Source organism: Paenibacillus sp. JNU01 (assembly GCF_059130585.1).
The window spans coordinates 3,921,408-3,940,225 of sequence record NZ_CP169723.1; the positions used below are offsets into that span (position 1 = coordinate 3,921,408).

Here is an 18,818-nt window from a genome sequence, read left to right on the forward strand (position 1 = left end):
AGATCGAGATATTGCTCGGTTAACTATAATTCTTTATGCTCTAACATGTTCATTAATAGAACAACGGCCTCTGCTCTAGTGGTTGGTGATTTAGGTATGAAATTATTGTTTCCCATTCCTTCGACAAGGCCAAGTTCCTTCAGCGCGGCCACAGAGGTTTTTGCCCACACAGGAATAGATTTATCATCTGAAAAAAATGTTGCAGCATTGCCTGTAGTGGGTACCTTAAGCGCATTCGCAACCATCATGGCCATCTCGACACGTGTGATATTGGCATTCGGCCGGAACGTGTCGTCGGGATAACCGCTAAGAATGCCCTCCTGCACTGCTTGCGAGACTGCCCATTTGGCCCAAGATCCGATTTCCGTTGTATCTGAGAATACCAGTTCTGCCCCAGCTTTTTGTGAATTCAACGCGTTCATCAGCATGACTGAGAACTCAGCACGTGTAACGTTCTTCCCCGGACTAAACGTTCCATCGGGATATCCGGTGATTATACCGCTGCTTAACGCTTGTTGAATTCTTGCTTCAGCCCAATGTCCCGAGATGTCGCTAAAGTCCAATCCCGTCGCCGGTTCAACTGGAGTATTCAAGATGGGCTTTCCACTAGTTTGATCAACAACAAGGACAGCATACTTCGTGAAGTGATTGACCTCGACTGTGATTTGATTCCCTTGAATAATACCTCCATCTACTTTCTCCCATGTCTTGTTCACTTCATCAAAATAAAAAACAGCTGCCGAATGATGACGCTCAAGACCTGTTGAATCAAATGTAGACGTCAGTTTTATCGGTATGAGGAAGTTCTCCGTAAAATTCTTCATAAGTTCAAATACCGGGCTGGCCAGAATTTCTTTATGTGTTAGCAAAGGTTCCGTATTGGAAACTTTATCAATGGATAAAGTCAGCTCACGAGATGATGCCCCTGCTGGAATTGAGATTTCAATCTCTTTGCCCAGGCTAACCAACCCTGACTTACCAATCGGAACGGTTATTTTACCTGTTGTTGATTTGACTATATTGTCTATCGGGGCGATTGGTAAAGAAGGACTGCTCGGACTTGTTGTTTGTACTGGCTGTACAGTAAAAACAGAGTACGGATTCGACTCCGTTATTCCCTGTCCTGCGTTACCTGCACCATTGGACACTCCCGTATTTTGAAGGGTGATGACATTGACCGATTTGTTCACATTCGCATGCGGGGTTAACGTTGCTGTCCACGTCACTCCCCCATCGGTTGAACGGACAGTAGTCAGTGTACCGCTTGCAATCGTCAGATCTGTGTTATCAAAACCTGACACTGCCTCAGAGAATGTGATTGTTACCAAGGATGTTTTGCCAAGAGTCAGCGTTCCATCAGCTACAACAATCGTTGCCGTTGGTCGGGAGGTATAGACTGCGTAATTATTCGAAGTAGTCGTTCCTGTGCCTGCGTTGCCTGCCATATCGCTAATGCCCGAATTATCAAGCGTGATGACATTGGTTCCATCATCAATTCCTACAGTTGGTATCAATGTCGCAGTCCATGTAATCCCCTCATCAGATGTATGCACAGTACTCAGCGTACCATTTGCAACGGTCAGGTCCTCATTAGTAAATCCTGTAATTGCTTCCGAAAATGTAAAGGTGACCTCTGATGTCTTGTCGGCAGTCAGAATCATATCGGCGACGTTAATGGTTGCTGTCGGTCTGACCGTATCAATGGCGAAGGTATTGGAATCCGTTGTACCTGTACCTGATATGCCGCCCTGATTCACTACACCCGTATTATGGAGTGTAATCTTGTTCGTTCCCGCAGTGATGCCGGCGGTAGGAGTAAATTTTGCTGTATACGTAATCTTGTCATTCGTAGCCAGATTGGTAATAGTTCCATTCGTCACCACAAGGTCGGCTAGCGTAAAACCGGTCACTGCTTCAGAGAAGGTGAAGGTCACATCAGACATCTTGCCAATATTCAACGTTGTCTCGGCTACGACAATCGTTGCCGTTGGCCGGGCGGTATAGATCTCATAATTATTCGAAGGCGTTGTCCCCGTACCCGTATTGCCCGCAATATCACGAATACCGGTATTATCAAGCGTGATAATGTTGGTCGCATCGGTGATACCAATATCTGGCGTTAATGTCGCGGTCCATGTTATACCTCCATCGGAGGAACTAAGGCCTCTCACCGTACCATTCTCTACTAATAGGTCGGCAACGTTAAAGCCGGTCACTGTTTCGGAAAATGCGATGGTGATCAGTGATGTCTTCCCAGCGGTTAGAGCCGTATCGGCTACAACAATGGTTGCTGTCGGTCTTAATGTATCAATAGTATAATTACTCGAAGTGGACGTGCCCACACCTACAATACCGTCTAGATTCATCACACCTTCGTTGTTCAGGGTTATGACGTTGGTCGCATCTGTAATATCTGGTTTAGGTGTGAGAGTTGCCGTCCACGTATAACCTCCATCCGAAGAGACCGGTGCAGTCAGTGTGCCGCTTTCCGGAACCGTTAAGTCTCCATTGTCCAACCCTTGTACCGGTTCTGAGAACGTAAAGAATACCTTTGCGGTGCTGCCAATTCCCAGCAGCGCATATTCCATCGAAATTGTTGATGTTGGAGCCGCAGCATACACCTTATCTTTTGCTTTGAGACACAACAATCCTGCCATTAGGGATACCACCAGAACAATAATTCCAATCTTCTTCCTTAAATACATATGCTCCTCCTCTTAACGCTCTCTGGACTACTCAATAAAATCAATTCCCTCTTAAATACTTCAAATTTAATCTAATCAATTCGACACATACGTTCGAATTCCTATACCCACAAATAAAAATATATCATTTCCCAAGCAGATGTCTTCCTCTATTGAATAGATAGATTTTCATAGAAAATAATGTATTTTATCTTTTTAGTTGCTATAATGGAATAAAAAGTAATATATTTGAAGCAATCACCTACATAGTCAGCTGAATAACAAGTTTCCATTGAGCTCTCAACCCCTCCACTCCAGGCAACACATCCATTTACATATAGTGCATTCAAGCCACTAATTTTGTCTATTAAAGGAGGTGAACCGGAGAGCGCTGTATATCTGATTTCCCTTTAATTATCATTGGGGGATGTGTTGATTGCTCTTTCACCACTCCTAACCGAACACTGCGTCGCCATATGCATGATCTGTAAGAGTTTATGGTATTACGTATGAAGTCTCAACCATTCTAAGGAATATAGGAGTGTGTCCAATGAATCATTTATTTTTCCCCAAATCTTTTCGAGTTTTTTTGGCTTGCTTGTTGATTCTTGCATTTGCCGTACCAGCGACCGCTTCTGCCGGCTATCTTGGAGATAAGCTCACGATCGGCCAAAGTATGGCTAAGGGAGACTATCTCACTTCGCAGGATGGCAGATTTTCAGCCATTTGGCAGAATGACGGGAATTTTGTCATCTATCAGAATGGTTCTTCTCTTTGGAGTAGCGGTACCAGTAACAGTGGGGCTCTTTCGTTCAAGTTTGAACCACAATACGGAAAACCTGTCATGTATAAATATGGCATGAAATATCAAGATGTGTACCAATATGGTTATCGTTATGGTTTCAACCCGGCTACAGGTAAATACGAATATTACACTGGTTGGGGATGGGATAAAGTTTTGGTGATTGATACTTCTGTACAGGTAGCTGCTTGGTCTCCCAACACCACCTCATGGATTCCAGGTCATCATGGGGGCAGCTTACCATCTAACACAACAGGTGACACACTAGTCATGCAAAGTGATGGTAATCTAGTTCTCTATAACACAACTCTGACCAATGACTATTATCCAAATAGTTGGATTCCTGTCTGGGCTTCGAATACGGGCGGTCGCTAAAAGGTAAATGGATGGGCACGGAATAACTATAGTACAATGAGCCGCATACTTTGCGGCTCTTTTCTGGTATCTAACGTTTTCCGATCCACTCACCAACTTGTATGCACCTCACCGGATAGTAAAAAAATCTGAGGAATCTATTCGATTCCTCAGATTAGCTCAAGATAGCGTGCACATTCTATTAAGTTCAAGTATGTTCACGATGCAAGATTACCACAGATCTTCGGGGATGTACTTCAGCATCGTTTCGGAGCCATCTTCATTGATCTTAAACGTATGGGTTCTCGTTGCTTCCTCAACATGTCCAAATGACCATTTGTCCAAACGGTTGTCTGGATATGAAGGTTCCGCTCCAGTCAGAGGACCTCTATACAGCATTCCGTTAATCATCTTAACGGCTTCCTCTCGGGTAATCTGACTTCCAGGTTGGAAGGAAGCATCTTTATACCCTGATACGATACCGAAACGAAAAACTTCATCGATGGACTGCTCCGCCCAGTTCCCCTCAATATCTGTAAACGAACTGATTCTCAAGATATGGTCCATCTTCAGCTCTTTGGCAACACCAAGATAACGCGCAATGGCTGTTGCCAGCTCTGCTCTTGTAATGGGCTGATCCGGTCTGAATGTATGATCCGCATAGCCTTTAAATATTCCTTTATTTGCAACAGCTTCGATATAATCGGCACCCCAGTAATCTGTAGCAACATCACTGTACAGCTCGACGTGTCGAACCTCATCTTGCAAATGAAGCGTCCGGGCAAAAATAGCTGCAATCTCTGCACGAGTGATGAGCTTTTCCGGTTTCACCTTACCGTCTGGGTACCCCATAATATAACGGTCATGTTTGTGCTCATAACGATTAGAGTACAACATCACTTTAATCAAGGACGTATCGTCTTGTGTATTTATAAGCGTAAGCTTATGATCTGAGCCGACCTCTGCGGTAACAGAAGCATAGATCTCGCCTTCTGTCATTTCGTTAACCTTTAATTTAAACGTCAGTTGGCCACGCGTGTCTCCCGCCAGCTTACCAACATTCCATTTTATTTCTTGGCCGGTAACAACGCCGCCGTTGGCATCAACTACACTCATTCCCGCCGGGATCGTAGATTTAACATACAATCCATCAGCCTCAGTTAACGTTTTATTGGCGTAAATCACCGTAAAGGTTAGAATATCGTCTTCTCTGCCCTTCATTTTGTCCACAAGAATGGCTGTGGCAAAGTCGATTGGCTTGGTCGTTATGGTTGTCGGAGGCTCGGTCGTTGTGACTGGCGGCCTGACGGAATCAGTCGTTACAACTGGAGAACCCCCTCCGTTGGATGTCGGCAGTGGCGTCATGCTAAAGTCGTACAGCACAATCTCCGTACCTACATGAATTAGCGGCTGGTTCGTATCGACAACTCTGCTATCAAAGTCCTTATATCCTGCTTTGGTGGCGGTTAAGTAGTAATCTGTATGCGGAAATACCATGAACGCATACTGCCCAGTCGCATCGCTCGTCTGTGGGTTCGCGTTATCCGCTGGTGGGAAATTGACCACAGGTGGCAAGTTGACCACCGTTCCGTTGCTGTAATGAAGCGTAACGATTGCACCGGATATTGGACGACCGGTTACGGAATCGGTAATTGTACCGTATGGGTCAATGAGTACCTCACTAATACTGATTTGTCCGTCTGAACTGATTTCAATATCAGCATGGCCGACAACAATAGGTTGTGTTCCACCGCCCGGAAGCGGAATGTTATAGATGACATTAGCAGTGTAGCTGCCCTTAAGCACACTGTCGATATTGAATATTCCATCAGAGTCAACTTGGCCTGTATGAGCCCCATTGCCGTCATTGATTATAACCGTATAACCGCCGCCCACCGTTCCGTTGAGTGCCAGGGATCCACCCTGTGATGTTTCCACCAAGACAACACCAGAGACTGTTTTATTCCCCTCAAAGGATCGGCCATCCACACTGGCATTTACTGGAACACTCTGATTAAACGTGACGGATTTTTTCTGTCCGCCAATATCTACTTGCTTCGTAATGGATACATCGTACGTCACATTACCCTGCGGTACAGCCAGGGTGTATACTCCATCATCCGCTGTAACTGCAACAGCATGAAAATCAGCAATGCCGTCACCGTCAAAATCTTTGCTTACTTTGATTAAAGCCCCTTTTACAGGGTGACCTACCTGGTCTGTGACGACGCCCGTAATAACACCAGGGGTAATGGTAATATAGATGGTGTCACTCACATGGAGACCTCTAGGTTTATCGTCAACCGTTGCTGTCAGCGGTATGGACGCAGACCCCGTACCACCAAGAACTGCCGCGGTGAAGGTTGTAGTTGCGATGCCATCGGTATCCGTTAAGACACTTACTGTGTTGGAGTTTCCAACAAAATGACCATAAGTTGTATCTGGCACATCAAATACGACTTCAATCCCTGCCTGAGGACGACCTTCTTTATCAGTCACTACCGACTTAAAGATGGATGTAGATGTGCCGTTACCAAGTATCGACGATGGGTTGGCTGTCAACGTTATTTCGAACTCCACAAGCTCGAAGTCCTGAATAACAACCCCGTTCCCATTGCCGTTGACCGTAGATACGGAAACTTCTCTATGAGCGTGGCTATACTTGTCGCTAATCACTTCTAACATATATTTATTGATCACAACATCTTCAAAGGTGTACTTGCCATCTGAATCCGATGTGACCCGTCCCTTCTCTTTACCTGCAAGGTCACGTAGAATTACTGTTGCGCCTAAGATCGGATTCCCGGTTTCTTTATCCATGACCGTTCCGGCAATGCTCGGGTTGGTCATTGTGATTGTCACCGTGGCTATATTGGACTGACCTGTTCCGTCAGAGGCTTGATAGGTGAACGTTACACTGCCGGAAGCTTCTTCTTTTGCCTCGAACGTGAAGGAGCCGTCGGAACTGGCAGTCAGCGTACCTTTGCTTGCGTCGCTAATTGAACTGATATTCACTGCAATGAGGGTATCATTCCCTGCGCTAGTATCGTTGGATAAGATTCCGTTTTCTACCGGGACAGTCAACGTATTTCCTCTGACAACCTGATAGCTGTCATTCTTGGCAACAGGTACCGCTCTGAATTTTGCATAATAGTCTCCAGCTGCATGAACAGTAAAGGTATACGCCGCAGCTGTACTTACTGGACTGCCTGTACCTTCTTCATTGTCATACCAACCTGTGAATGAATAGCCTACAGCCGGATTAGCCGTAATTATAGCTGTTTCGCCTAATCCATAAGTATCATCACCCGAAGTCGTGCCGCCATCATTCCCAATGACATGCGTAGTGATTGGCATCGTAATTGTGATCGTCACCGTCGCTACACTCGAATGAACAGTTCCGTCAAAGGCTTGGTACGTAAACGTCACCTTACCGAATGTGTTCTCCTCCGCACTGAACGTGAACGATCCGTCTGGGTCCACATTCAGCGTGCCCATACTTGGATCGCTGATGGAGCTGATATTCATTACGGTGAGCGGATGATCCTCATCATCCTTATCATTCGAGAGCAAACCTGTCTCGACTGGAACGGTGAGTGTATCCCCACTCTTTATGCGATAATTATCATTTTCTGCCACAGGCTCATGTGTAGAAACGGGTAGCGTAATCGTGATTGTCACCGTAGCTTCATTCGAAAGGGCAATTCCATTATCAGCTTGGTAGGTGAACGTCACAGTACCAGACGCTTCGCTATCCGCCACGAACGTAAATGAGCCATCTGAATTCACATTAAGATCGCCTTTGCTCGGATCACTGATTGAGCCGATATTCACCGCCGTAAGTGGACGATTACCCGCATCTGTATCGTTCAGTAAGATACCCTCTGCCACCGGAACGGTGAGCGTATCTCCCCGCAAGACACTATAAGTGTCATTTTCAGCGAAAGGCAGTGTATCAAATTTAGCATAATAGTCTTCATCCGTCTGAACGGTAAACGTATAGGCTGAATCCATACTTACTGGAGTACCTGTGCCTGCTGTGTTGTCATACCATCCCACGAATATATAGCCTTGATCCGGGCTAGCTGTAAGTGTCGCTGAATCACCGATATTATAGGTGTTATCCCCTGCAGTCGTCCCACCAACAGTTCCGATGACATGTGTAGTGATTACTGCTGTTGTTACATCCGTTACATTGGTAGTTACTGTATTGGAACCCAGGTTCAATCCCGTTATTACAGCATTATCGCTGACTAATGTCTGCTGCGTGCTTGGTGCCGTTATAGTAAACGTGAGCACTTTGCTTCCGTTCGCGGGAACATCAATTCCCGTTTGAGTTTGACCGTCACTGGTGACGCTGAGTCCTGTTTTTGCCGTATTGGTATAGTTATAAATGGTGACTGTATAGTCCATAGAACCGTTCGTTTGAACTGTAGCTGGACCTTTCTTGTCGATTCCTATCATCAGATCAAGTCTACCATTGTTTCCAAGTTTCATCGTCGCCTTGCCCTGGTTCAGCGACTCCTCGGTTACGTACGATGCACCGATTCCATCTGTTTTGGAGATCGTCTGCTTATTCGTTAAAGCAAGATAATAAGGGCTGTCCGTAGGCGGGAAGAAATAAGCTGCTGTCTTGGCCCCATCGATAGCATTACCCGAGTTGAGATAGCGGGATATTTCCCCGACTTGATTTGGTGATACCTGAAAAGTCGGTTTTACTTTATAGCTGAGCTTAAAAGAACCTTCTGTTGGTGGACTATACTCCCCAGACTGTGGGTTGGTCCGGTTTTTGAACCGGTAAATATGCTTCTGCATATCTTCAGCGTCAATATACCAGGTCAGACTGCTCACGCCTGCTACCGTCTTGATGACAGCCCTGCTCCCGTAGCCAGCAAACTGGTAGGCTGTTCCTCCGGTTATGGTCGTAGTTGTATCCACCGCTGCAACAGCATCCCCGATTCTCAAGGTGGACAGATCCACGCTAAAGTCCTCGCTGATTTCGTCTGTGACCACGATGGCACTGGCTATATCAGCCGTCTCTGAGCCAAGATCGGTAGTCTCCGGTATATTCAGAAGTGGAAGTATGGTTGTAGTAGCTTCTACATCATTGGCCAATCCAGCAAAAGCTGAGCTGACGATGTCATAGGTCGGAGCAAATGTATAATAATTGCTGTAGACAAAGGAATCTGCGTAGTTAAAACCATTTGGCCCTTGGGCCGCATACGTTTTCAACCTTTCATACGTGTTCTTTGCCGTACCATAGTTATAATCACTATCTTCTTTATGATCGTTAACTCTTTTCGGGTCAAGACCCGCCCATGCGTAGACTGGCTGGCTACCACTATATGGTCCATTAATTGCCGTAGTGGAACCCAGTCCAACCGTATACACTTTGGCCTGAGTGGATTCTCCTCCATTATAGGCAGTGTACTGACTATCCAGGAGACCCTTCATATAAGCGCCGGTGAGTATAGTCAGCGCTGCGATCTCCGGATCGCCTGTATTGGCCAGACTGGTACCGGCAGCAGCTGGCACATATTTGGTACCATCAGTGCCACTCTGATTATAGTTTGTGATCGTTGTAGCTTCGGTTAATGCATTGTTATAATCCGTTTCAAATGATTTGCCTTTTGGCGAAGAATACCATGCCTTCTTGGCATGAATCGCCGCCCCGTCCGATAGAAGGAACAAATACGGCTGGCGCTTAGGTCCCGCACCCTTGGTTCCCACATTTCTCATCGTCTTCGAAACGCCATACATGATGCCATCCTGTGTTGGTGTTCCTGCCCCCAACGAAACTGCCGATTGTGTTCCAACAGCACCGCCATCCTTGGTCAGATTACTGTTCACCGTGATGGTTTGGTTCGTTGCATATTTCAAATAATCTTCCGCTCCATGTCCTGAACTAAAATTGTAATGTCCTAGTTCCATAAACGTGCCGAGGTGGTTGGCGTTAGCCGATCCTCCAAACCAATAAACGGCAACGCGGTTATTGGGATTGGCATCCATGACTGTGCGGATTGCATCATTGGCAGCCTTGGCCATCGCCTCGACACGATAGTATACACCGGGTCCACCTGCTGTTTCCGCTATTTCTCTGCCATTCATATTGCCCATAGACGAACTCATGTCCAATATGAAGGTTACATCTGCCGCAGGACCGTCAGCACTGCCGCTCCCTCCGACACCTGGATTGGTCGAATTTGCCGTCATATATTCTTGTGCTAGCGCTGACAATTTCACATTGAAACTGCCATCACCCTCTGCTGTGACGCTCTTGTCCGTCCAGATACGCCCGTCTGATGCAGCTGAACCAAAACCGCTAGGCGGCGTATCCGTCACCGGGTCAGCAGTTAACTTGACCTGGTATTGACCGTAATTCGTCTCCGCCATAGTTGGCGCGATTGCCGCATTGGCCACTGAGCCGTCCAAAGGGGCCAAACCACTAACCCCAAACATTAGACACACCGTAAGCAGAATTGAAATACATTTTTTAATACCGTTGTTCATCCTTATTTCCTCCGTACAAAAATGAAATGTAAAATATACTGCATCCTAATACAGCAAAGTCCTTGTGCTTCTTCGTCTACAACCCACACTGTTCAAAAACGATCTATTGCAACGTTTATTACCTTCTTCCCGTCTCCAGATTTATTGCGATTTTTAGTATAATCATTTACTCTAAACAAAAACTGAACAAGAACGTGATGACAGTTGTTTTTACCTGATGGAATTACAAAAATTGAAGTGGTAATAGTAGAATTGGAAGAATAGAGGATGTATGATTGCGAGAATTTATTCTTACATAGCATGAAGAGGAATTAATTAGTGAATTGAAAATATAAAACGCCATAGCTCTGCTTTCTTAAAATTTAAAATTGTACAACATGACGAAAACGCAAACGGGACAAAGCAGGATGAATCTCTGCTTTGTCCCGTTTGAACGTATCGGTGTTCATTCTTTTCACCGATGTATATTTTTAAGGGCTTTTGAGACAGCCCCGCGATTATATAAAATTTCAAGGAGGAAATGTAGAATTAGCTTAATGCTTTTACCAAAGATTCTCCAAATTCTTTAGCACCATCTGGACCATCACCAGTGATAATATCATCATGAGCAACAACATGTTTTTCAACATATGTTACTTTATTCGCTTTTAATTGATCTTTTTGTACATCTACTGGATAACAAGTAGCCTCTCTTCCGGTAAGTAAACCGGTTTTAGCTACAGTAACCGCACCTGCACAGATTCCTGTTACAAGAACTTTATCCGTGTACGCTTGTTTCAAGTAATCTTGTAATTCTTGATTCCCCCATAGATGATCGTTCGTGCCGGATCCACCAATAACGGATACAACATCATAATCAGAAGCAATAACGTCTGAGAAAATGACCTCAGCAGTTGCTTTACCTTCATAATCCCCTATGATTTCACCTGTTTTTGTACTTGCAATGGTCACATCAATTCCGTTGCTTTCCAATTCGGCTTTTGGTTGAAATAATTCGTCCTCATTGAAACGTTCTGGTGGTATAATAAAGAGTGCTTTTTTACTCATTTGTAGTTCCTCCTAGGTAGTGAAAAAGATTTGCCGGTAAGACGACTATTTCATTCTACTGCTTGTTTTCTTCACTGTGAAGAATGCACTTTTGTGTAAGAAGGTTACCTACAGGTTACAATTGATAGGAATAAGGGGGTACGAGCCTATGCCAGATACTTTTAGAGATGAAGTTAAAGAAAAGATCATAAATGGTGATTATAATTGTGAAAAAGAACTTACCTTATCCATTCTAAGTGGTAAATGGAAAATTGTTATTTTATGGCATTTAGGTGTAGAAGGACCCTATCGGTTTAGTGATCTGCAAAGGCTTTTTCCAAAAATATCTCATAAAATTTTAACGAATCAATTAAGAGAACTGATGGAAGATGGAATAGTTCATCGCGAGGTTTATCCAGAAGTTCCACCCAAAGTGGAATATTCCATGACTGAATTGGGAATGACTCTACTTCCTATCGTTGAAATGATGTATGAATGGGGAAAAAATCGGATAGCAGAAATCATAAAAGAAATAGATATTCCGGAATCAAACAATTAAGCCTCCACTCATCGTTCCTTCCTTTATATGATCTCCCTGGCGTTACTTTTCAAATCAATTCGTTTAATTGGCCTTCACCTCTGTATTCAACTAAAATTCATTTATGCTTAAGACCTTAAGGCTAGTGATCATTTCAATATAGTACTAATAAAGGGCATACTAATAAGGAAAGGATGTGGTTCATCATGACTACAATGAAGGCGGTAGGATTAACTCGTTACCTTCCAATTGACGATCCCCAAAGCCTGGTGGACATAGTTGTAGAAAAACCAAAAGCAACAGGTCGTGACATTTTGGTCAAAGTTGCGGCCATATCGGTCAATCCTGTAGATACAAAGGTACGAGCTCCTAAGGAAAGAGTGGAGGAAAACCCTAAAATTCTAGGTTGGGATGTAGCAGGGGTCGTGGAAGAGACAGGACCGGACTGTTCATTGTTTCGTCCCGGAGATGAAGTTTTTTATGCTGGCAGTATTGCACGACAAGGCGGAAACAGTGAATACCATCTGGTCGATGAACGAATCGTCGGGCGCAAACCTGTTTCCTTAAGTTTTGTGGAAGCCGCCGCTCTTCCCCTAACCTCCATTACAGCTTGGGAAGCATTATTCACCCGAATGTCTATTTCCCAAGATCCGGGCCTCAATAAAGGAAAGACTCTGCTGATCATTGGTGCAGCCGGGGGTGTAGGTTCCATTGCCACTCAGCTTGCAAAACAAGCGGGGCTTACTGTAGTCGGAACTGCTTCCCGATCGGAAACGGTTAACTGGGTTAAATCGATGGGCGCGGACTATACCATTAATCACCATGAACCGCTCCTTCCACAACTTCAAGCAATTGGATTTACAAACGTTCCGTATATTTTTTGCCTGAATGCGTTGGAAAAACACTGGGCCGGTATTAGCGAAGCTATCTCTCCGCAAGGCGTTGTAAGCGCAATTGATGATCCAACCTCTCCACTGGACCTCAAATTGCTTAAGCAAAAAAGCGTCACCTTCGTATGGGAGTTTATGTTTACTCGCGCTATTTACGAAACAGATGACATGATTGAGCAGCATTTATTGCTTAATCGTATTGCTGATGCTGTGGACCATCAAAAATTAAAGACAACACTGACCGAGGTTCTTGGACCCATCTCAGCAGAGAATCTCCGTCAAGCCCACAAATTTTTGGAGAGCAATAGGACGATCGGTAAAATTGTATTAGAAGGTTTTATTTGAAAACCTGTTTGCAGAGAGTATTAAAAAATGAGGTTTCTCAATAAATCTGTGATTCGATAATTGCAATTAGAGATAAATATTAAGGCCATCCCTTTGTGGGATGGCCGTTTCTTTTCTGGTTTTTGCTAAAGTAACGTACCCGAAGCGTCTGGCTTGCCTTAACTAATAAATATTGATCTCTGGACACAACCCCACGAAATAGGGATTTCATATAATAATGGAGTAGCAATATCAGAAAAAACACGAATGCTCACTCTCCAATTCCATAATAGATCCATTCGTGCAGAATTCAAAGCATGTTATTACAGGAGGGCGATTATGAAGGCTGTAACATTCGGTGGAATGAAGAACATGCAAGTGAAGCAGGTCCCGGATCCAACGATTCAGAAAAACGACGGGATTATCGTCAGGGTCACCTCGACCGCCATATGCGGTTCCGATCTTCATATATACCAGGGGGCGATTCAAGCGCAACCCGGATACGTGGTTGGACATGAACCGATGGGCATTGTCGAAGAAGTGGGCCCCGAGGTGACAAAAGTCAAAAAAGGGGACCGGGTTGTGCTCCCGTTCAATATCTCGTGTGGGAGCTGTCATTACTGCCAGCATGAAATGGAGAGCCAATGCGACAACTCCAACCCCAATCCCCAAGTGGATACGGGAGCTTACTTTGGATTTACCGAACGTTACGGGAATTATTCGGGCGGACAAGCCGAATTGCTATACGTGCCGTACGGCAATTTTATGCCCTTCGTTATTCCGGAGTCATGCGAATTGGAGGATGAGAATCTCCTCTTCCTATCCGACGTACTGCCGACAGCCTATTGGAGCGTGGACAATGGCGGCGTGAAGAAGGGAGATACGGTGGTGGTACTCGGCTGTGGCCCTGTGGGCTTGATGGCACAAAAATTCGCCTGGATGAAAGGAGCTAAACGGGTCATTGCGGTCGACAATCTTCCGTACCGACTGAACCATGCCAAAAAAATGAATAATGTCGAAATCTTCAACTTTGAAGATTTCGAAGACATGGGGCTGCATATAAAAGAAATAACGAGCGGGGGTGCGGATGTCGTCATCGATTGCGTTGGAATGGACGGCAAGAAGACCCCCTTGGAGGAGGAAGAGCAGAAGGCCAAGCTGGTTGGCGGAACGCTCAGCCCGATCAACATCGCGATGAATGCGGTACGGAAATTCGGCACGATTCAGATTACGGGGGTATACGGTTCTAAATACAACCAGTTTATGTTCGGAAACATTTGGGAACGAAACGTAAAGTTGACCATGGGACAGGCGCCCGTGATTCATTACATGCCGATGCTGTATCAAAAAATTGTGGCAGGCGAGTTCGATCCCACGGAGATCATCACGCATAAAGTGCCGCTCGATCAGGCGCATAATGCGTATAACACTTTCTATAACCATGCGGATGAGTGCATTAAATTCATCCTGAAGCCTTAGATGATGGCATGAAAAGAGGGGCTGTTCCACGGGGCATTGTACCCTGATGGACAGCTCTCCATGTTAACTTGTACTCATAACGGGTATGTACCTTTCTTTATTGCTTGCCAAGAACGGCTCTTTGGAGACCGTTCTTTTTTTCTGTCTCTAGATATCGCTGGACAACAACAATAGCATGTTCGTTTTTTTTAATTTAAGAAGATCGTAAACTGCTTTATACGCCATCAAACCTGAAACGTAATGCGGTTTGAAATGCAAATTAACGGTTGTATAATTTTTCCGATTACAGAGCAAGATAACACGACATGATTTTGATTACTTTAAGGAAGGAGAAACAGACTATGGCGGAAGAATATGATCCTCAAATGAAAAATCATTACATGTCCACATGGCTTGATGAATTAAAAGAGAAATTAAACCATATGGATGATGCCGAAGTTGTTGAGCACAGCATGGGTCCCAGTGCTTCAGTCCATCTTTTGTACATAAATACGTTAATCAATCAAGAACGTTTAAACGAGGTGATTATTCAGCCACTTCATCGATCTGACGGCAATTCGCTTTCTTCCTGCTTAACCAACTCCAAACTTTCAGAAGTTATATCGATCGAAGATGCAGAGCAAAAAATAATGCAAGGATTCATTCTTCTATATGATTCAGTCAACAATCAATGGTTAAGTGTGCAACTGGAAAACCCTCTTGGTCGTGCAGTAGAACCTTCCGAAACGGAAACGGTTATATATGGAGCGAAAGACAGCTTCAGTGAACAAATCGATAAAAACATTACCATGTTGCGCAGGCGTTTACCTATAACGACATTAAAAACGGAAAGCTTCACTATCGGTTCATTAAGTAAAACGAAGGTCGTGTTAATGTACATAGACGGATTAACTAATCCAGAATTTGTTTCCCTCGCAAGAGATAAAATTAATAGTGTGGATTTTGATCAATTTTTAGACTCCTCTCAGCTTGCAGCTTTTATTGAAGATCATAATCATACGGTCTTTCCACAGTTTCTACAAACGGATCGGCCGGATGCATGCGCCTACGCATTAGGTGAGGGAAAGTTGACAATATTAGTCTCCAATTCACCGTTTGCCCTAGTGTGTCCTATTACTTTATTTCATCTATTCCAATCACCAGAAGACTACTTTCTTCGTTGGCCGATAGCCAGTTTTTTACGTTTAATCCGGTATGGGAGTTTTATTGTTTCTTTGACGATGATTCCTTTTTATGTTGCGTTAACGACATTTCATTACCAAATGGTTCCACTTCCGATTCTTTTCGTATTATTGGAATCGAGAAGCAAATTGCCCTTTACTCCGTTTGTGGAAGGATTATTCATGATCGTAACGCTGGAAATCATCAAAGAAGCGAGCTTGCGAATGCCCACCAAAACCAGTCAAACGCTAGGGGTTATCGGTGGTATCGTCATTGGACAAGCGGCTGTCGAAGCAGGCTTTGCAAGTAAGGTGTTAATTGTATTGATGGGTATATCTGCTATTGCTTTCTTTTTAGTTCCCAATTATCAAATGACAAAATCCATGGTGCTGTTGCAAGTTGTTCTTCTTATCCTTGCTTCGTTTCTTGGGTTGCCGGGAATCGTAATCGGGCTGATTGGGATTCTTGCACATCTCCATGGATTAACGTCATTAGGTCAACCTTATTTAGCCCCGATTTCTCCTTTTCATGGGAAGGATTGGATCGATCTCTTTATCCGCGGCCCTTTAATTTGGATGAAAACACGTCCGAAATATCTAAAACCACTGCGGAAATCGCGGAAGGAGATGAAGAAGTGAGAAGTTTATTCTTATACAATCGAACTTCCCCTATTGGTGGAATTTATTTTCTTTTTTTGGTCAATCGCATGCAAATGCATTATTTTATTTTAATCATGCCCGTTTATTTGGTCCATTCGTATATGGTTTGGGGAATTATCGTGATGGGACTGCTGTCCCAACTTAACTTGATGATGATGTCCAAATGGTTTAATTCCAGTTATGCAGCGAAGGGCTATCAAGGATTTTTGCAGCTTTTTGGCAAACGGGCAGTTCAGGTTTTCGCGATACTTGGTTTTTTGATCATATTGTTCAAAATTTCAATCATCACACTGGGATACGTTGAAATGCTCCATAGTTTTATATATCCATCGATGAATAAAAAATGGCTGATCCTAATGATTCTTTTGATCAGTTTATTTGTGGCTTCACATGGAGTGGAAAAAACATTGCGTTTTGTCATCATCGCCTTTCTTTGCGGGGCTTGGATCGTAATCATGTTTATTCCTTTTTTCTTTCCTCCGATTGCAAATTACCGCGATTTGTATCCTCTCATCCCCACTGAATGGTCGGGACAATCATGGCAGGGTTTGCTGTTTATTTGGTCGGCCTTTTCCGGTCCAGTATATCTGGTCTTTATGGTTCCATGGTTAAGCTCCAATAAAAAAATATCGAAATATCTGGTGATTGGAAACATGCTGACGATCATAGAATTTTCATTATTGTTCATTGCTTCGGTATTGTTTTACGGTTCCAACTTCTTAAGCAAGATCAATTTTCCAATAGGATATATGGGAAGTTACATTCAAACGAGCGGTTTAGAACGAATCGATCACATCCTTATCTCCTTCCATATGTTTAATTATGTGTTTGACATTTCAATTCTTCTGTTGTGTTTATATGGAGCCGGAAGAGTCTTTATGAGAAAAATGAACAAAGGCGCGACTCGGATCGGATTTTTGTCGAGTTGGTTCATCATTTTGATAAGCATCATCTTAATGGATCAATGGTTATGGGAAACGATTCCGGGTCAAAAGATGTTACTGAACATTCAAATCTGGCTCGGCGCATTCATTTATTTACTTGTTCCTGCGATCCTTTTCACTGCAGTTAAACGAAAGGAGAGTATGTAGCTATGCTACCGTACAAGCACTATGGTTTATTAGCGAGTGTATGTCTTATGTGGATGGCGGGCTGTTCTTCTCCTTATGTCGAGAACAACTTAATAGAGGAGATCGCTCCGGTGGTGTTCTGGTCGATTGGCGAGGGAACAGAAGGAAAGTTGAAAATCAGCACTTTAGTTCCACCACTCATTCAAGAAAAAAAGCGTCTTCTCTCCAAGGAAGTTGATCTGTTAAAGCAGGGAGGCAGGGAATTTAATTTAATTTATTATCAGGAATTGAAGCAGGGGCAGCTACGAATGTTATTAATCAATGAGGAGCTGGCAAAAAAGGGAGGCATTGAAAAGATGATCAATACGATATTGGTTGATCCCGATATTTCAACGCGTGTCTACTTGTTGATTGTCAGAGGCGATTTTGATGAATACATAAAAAATCAATTGACGAAGCAAGAAAACCAAGATTATTTTCTTTATCGGATGTTAAAACATTACGAGAAACATAACCAAGGTGAAATGAGCATCGTCGATATTCATCAATTTATGAAGATGTTATACTCCCCTCTTAAGGATCCGATCCTGCCCGTTTTTCATTCCGATAAGAACAATTTCGATTACCTAGGAACAGCCTTATTCCAAAACGATAAAGAAGTCATGGTCATTCAAGACTTGGACGACAACATTTTTCAACTTCTGGATAATGATCATTTCCTAAAAGTCTTGGCCATTCCAAAGTTATCTATCAGTTTAGGACGTGTTCGATCCAATGTTCGCATGAAATTATCAGAGGACTATTCAACCTTGTCCTTGCATGTGGGATTGCAAGGAAGAATGGAGGAATATCAGGGAGAATTGGATATTCAAAGTGAGAAACAATTGGAACAGTTAATTCATGAAGTTAAGGTCTACCTTGAGGAACAAACGTCAGATTTAATAAAAAGAATGCAACGGTGGAAAGTGGATCCCTTAGAAGTCGGAACCCATTCGCTTAAGCCATTTTCTAAAGAAATAACGGAAGAGCAATGGTTGAAGTATTGGGAAAATATGAAAATTAATGTTGACTACGAAATCAAAGTACATCCTTTAATTAATGGATCGGTTCAAGTGAGGTAGCGGCCGATGCTACTAACCTTCTCCCCGTTACTTCGCAGTGTCTGGGAGGAAAGAAGCTTCCACTGCTACACGGAATCTTAACCGCTACAAAGACTGCATTCTTCTGGAATGCAGTCAACACCTCCTGGTGCTCTATTCGTCAAACACTGATTATAAGGATGAGGCGCTTAGAGTCTTATTTTTACGCAATAGGAGTACCA

General features: G+C 43.7%; 10 protein-coding genes. 7 read left to right on the forward strand and 3 right to left on the reverse strand.

Annotated features, from left to right (window positions below):
- Window positions 1–23 precede the first annotated feature (23 nt).
- The gene (locus NLBNIHML_RS17000) at window positions 24–2,705 is read right to left on the reverse strand and encodes an Ig-like domain-containing protein (protein ID WP_494352398.1); all 2,682 of its coding nucleotides are present in this window, start codon (window positions 2,703–2,705) and stop codon (window positions 24–26) included.
- 529 nt (window positions 2,706–3,234) lie between these two features.
- Here NLBNIHML_RS17000 and NLBNIHML_RS17005 point away from each other — a divergent pair.
- Window positions 3,235–3,861 (forward strand): hypothetical protein, encoded by a 627-nt coding sequence (locus NLBNIHML_RS17005; protein ID WP_253442194.1) that lies wholly within the window; start codon window positions 3,235–3,237, stop codon window positions 3,859–3,861.
- A 210-nt stretch (window positions 3,862–4,071) separates the two neighbouring features.
- Here the strand turns inward: NLBNIHML_RS17005 and NLBNIHML_RS17010 are convergent, their stop codons facing one another.
- Together NLBNIHML_RS17010 and NLBNIHML_RS17015 are read right to left on the reverse strand one after the other, a co-directional pair.
- Complete coding sequence (locus NLBNIHML_RS17010) at window positions 4,072–10,350, reverse strand: cadherin-like domain-containing protein (RefSeq protein ID WP_494352399.1); 6,279 nt, start codon at window positions 10,348–10,350, stop codon at window positions 4,072–4,074.
- A gap of 528 nt (window positions 10,351–10,878) precedes the next feature.
- Complete coding sequence (locus NLBNIHML_RS17015) at window positions 10,879–11,397, reverse strand: DJ-1/PfpI family protein (protein ID WP_339238842.1); 519 nt, start codon at window positions 11,395–11,397, stop codon at window positions 10,879–10,881.
- Window positions 11,398–11,545: 148 nt separating this feature from the next.
- On the opposite strand from NLBNIHML_RS17015, the gene NLBNIHML_RS17020 reads away from it, so the two are divergent.
- The 6 genes from NLBNIHML_RS17020 (at window position 11,546) to NLBNIHML_RS17045 (ending at window position 18,618) form a co-directional block, all read left to right on the forward strand.
- Window positions 11,546–11,935 carry a winged helix-turn-helix transcriptional regulator gene (locus NLBNIHML_RS17020; protein ID WP_253442200.1) on the forward strand — a complete coding sequence of 130 codons (390 nt, stop codon included), beginning with the start codon at window positions 11,546–11,548 and terminating at the stop codon, window positions 11,933–11,935.
- 185 nt (window positions 11,936–12,120) lie between these two features.
- Window positions 12,121–13,149 carry a zinc-binding alcohol dehydrogenase family protein gene (locus NLBNIHML_RS17025; RefSeq protein WP_339238844.1) on the forward strand — a complete coding sequence of 343 codons (1,029 nt, stop codon included), beginning with the start codon at window positions 12,121–12,123 and terminating at the stop codon, window positions 13,147–13,149.
- A gap of 318 nt (window positions 13,150–13,467) precedes the next feature.
- Complete coding sequence (locus tag NLBNIHML_RS17030; RefSeq protein ID WP_253442204.1) at window positions 13,468–14,607, forward strand: zinc-dependent alcohol dehydrogenase; 1,140 nt, start codon at window positions 13,468–13,470, stop codon at window positions 14,605–14,607.
- A gap of 341 nt (window positions 14,608–14,948) precedes the next feature.
- Window positions 14,949–16,406: a spore germination protein gene (locus NLBNIHML_RS17035; RefSeq protein ID WP_339238845.1), complete on the forward strand. Its 1,458-nt coding sequence runs from the start codon at window positions 14,949–14,951 to the stop codon at window positions 16,404–16,406.
- Complete coding sequence (locus tag NLBNIHML_RS17040) at window positions 16,340–17,518, forward strand: GerAB/ArcD/ProY family transporter (RefSeq protein WP_494352400.1); 1,179 nt, start codon at window positions 16,340–16,342, stop codon at window positions 17,516–17,518. Before NLBNIHML_RS17035 ends, NLBNIHML_RS17040 begins: the two co-directional genes overlap by 67 nt.
- Before the next feature lie 2 nt (window positions 17,519–17,520).
- Window positions 17,521–18,618, forward strand: a complete 1,098-nt coding sequence (locus NLBNIHML_RS17045; RefSeq protein ID WP_339238848.1) for a Ger(x)C family spore germination protein — start codon at window positions 17,521–17,523, stop codon at window positions 18,616–18,618.
- The last annotated feature ends 200 nt before the right edge of the window (window positions 18,619–18,818 follow it).